The following is a 2,016-nucleotide window of genomic DNA, read 5'->3' as shown; positions in this document are numbered from 1 at the left end:
GATGCGATTGATCTTTAAAAATTGAACAACCGATAAGTGTGGGCACTCGATGAATAGTGCGTCTGCTTCGGCAGATAAGCTTTAAATTTATTGAGGCTCACATAGTAATAGGTAAGTTAAGTAATTAACTTGTCAGCATACTTTGAGAGCGACCGGTTCTAGCGATTTATCGCGAAAAACCGAAAACAGTAACAGGTTTAAACTGAAGAGTTTGATCCTGGCTCAGATTGAACGCTGGCGGCATGCCTTACACATGCAAGTCGAACGGCAGCACGGGTGCTTGCACCTGGTGGCGAGTGGCGAACGGGTGAGTAATATATCGGAACGTACCTTGTAGTGGGGGATAGCTCGGCGAAAGCCGGATTAATACCGCATACGCTCTGAGGAGGAAAGCGGGGGACCTTCGGGCCTCGCGCTACAAGAGCGGCCGATATCAGATTAGCTAGTTGGTGAGGTAAAAGCTCACCAAGGCGACGATCTGTAGCTGGTCTGAGAGGACGACCAGCCACACTGGGACTGAGACACGGCCCAGACTCCTACGGGAGGCAGCAGTGGGGAATTTTGGACAATGGGCGAAAGCCTGATCCAGCAATGCCGCGTGTGTGAAGAAGGCCTTCGGGTTGTAAAGCACTTTTGTCCGGAAAGAAATCCTCTGGGTTAATACCTCGGGGGGATGACGGTACCGGAAGAATAAGCACCGGCTAACTACGTGCCAGCAGCCGCGGTAATACGTAGGGTGCAAGCGTTAATCGGAATTACTGGGCGTAAAGCGTGCGCAGGCGGTTTTGTAAGACGGATGTGAAATCCCCGGGCTCAACCTGGGAACTGCATTCGTGACTGCAAGGCTAGAGTATGGCAGAGGGGGGTAGAATTCCACGTGTAGCAGTGAAATGCGTAGAGATGTGGAGGAATACCGATGGCGAAGGCAGCCCCCTGGGCCAATACTGACGCTCATGCACGAAAGCGTGGGGAGCAAACAGGATTAGATACCCTGGTAGTCCACGCCCTAAACGATGTCAACTAGTTGTTGGGGATTCATTTCCTTAGTAACGTAGCTAACGCGTGAAGTTGACCGCCTGGGGAGTACGGTCGCAAGATTAAAACTCAAAGGAATTGACGGGGACCCGCACAAGCGGTGGATGATGTGGATTAATTCGATGCAACGCGAAAAACCTTACCTACCCTTGACATGTACGGAAGTCCGCTGAGAGGTGGATGTGCTCGAAAGAGAACCGTAACACAGGTGCTGCATGGCTGTCGTCAGCTCGTGTCGTGAGATGTTGGGTTAAGTCCCGCAACGAGCGCAACCCTTGTCCTTAGTTGCTACGCAAGAGCACTCTAAGGAGACTGCCGGTGACAAACCGGAGGAAGGTGGGGATGACGTCAAGTCCTCATGGCCCTTATGGGTAGGGCTTCACACGTCATACAATGGTCGGTACAGAGGGCTGCCAAACCGCGAGGTGGAGCTAACCCCAGAAAACCGATCGTAGTCCGGATCGCAGTCTGCAACTCGACTGCGTGAAGCTGGAATCGCTAGTAATCGCGGATCAGCATGTCGCGGTGAATACGTTCCCGGGTCTTGTACACACCGCCCGTCACACCATGGGAGTGGGTTTTGCCAGAAGTAGGTAGCCTAACCGTAAGGAGGGCGCTTACCACGGCAGGATTCATGACTGGGGTGAAGTCGTAACAAGGTAGCCGTAGGGGAACCTGCGGCTGGATCACCTCCTTTCTAGAGCATGCACTGGAAGTTGAGTGTTCACGCTTATCGGTTGTTGACTGCGTAGATCTAAGTCGGGTCTGTAGCTCAGGTGGTTAGAGCACCGTCTTGATAAGGCGGGGGTCGAAGGTTCAAGTCCTTCCAGACCCACCAAGCTTTTTAACCACCGCCTGATTAAGTCGAGTGGTAGTGTGGCTTGATTGGGGGATTAGCTCAGCTGGGAGAGCACCTGCTTTGCAAGCAGGGGGTCGTCGGTTCGATCCCGTCATCCTCCACCAAAACCTTAGATCGCATCG

At 52.9% G+C, this 2,016-nt stretch carries 2 tRNA genes and 1 rRNA gene; all 3 read left to right on the top strand.

Annotated elements, in window-relative coordinates:
• Window positions 1-199 precede the first annotated feature (199 nt).
• The 3 genes from C5N93_RS00035 to C5N93_RS00025 all read left to right on the top strand — a co-directional run bounded on the left by C5N93_RS00035 (window position 200) and on the right by C5N93_RS00025 (window position 1,998).
• Window positions 200-1,732: ribosomal RNA gene (locus C5N93_RS00035) — 16S ribosomal RNA — on the top strand.
• Between the two features lie 64 nt (window positions 1,733-1,796).
• Window positions 1,797-1,873 (top strand) — tRNA-Ile (locus C5N93_RS00030).
• 49 nt (window positions 1,874-1,922) lie between these two features.
• A tRNA-Ala gene (locus C5N93_RS00025) sits at window positions 1,923-1,998 on the top strand.
• Window positions 1,999-2,016 lie beyond the last annotated feature (18 nt).

The organism is Pandoraea sp. LA3 (assembly GCF_022696215.1).
Classification (GTDB): Bacteria; Pseudomonadota; Gammaproteobacteria; order Burkholderiales; family Burkholderiaceae; genus Pandoraea; species Pandoraea capi.
Note: the sequence above shows the minus strand (reverse complement) of the source record. Positions and strands in the feature narration are given on the sequence as shown.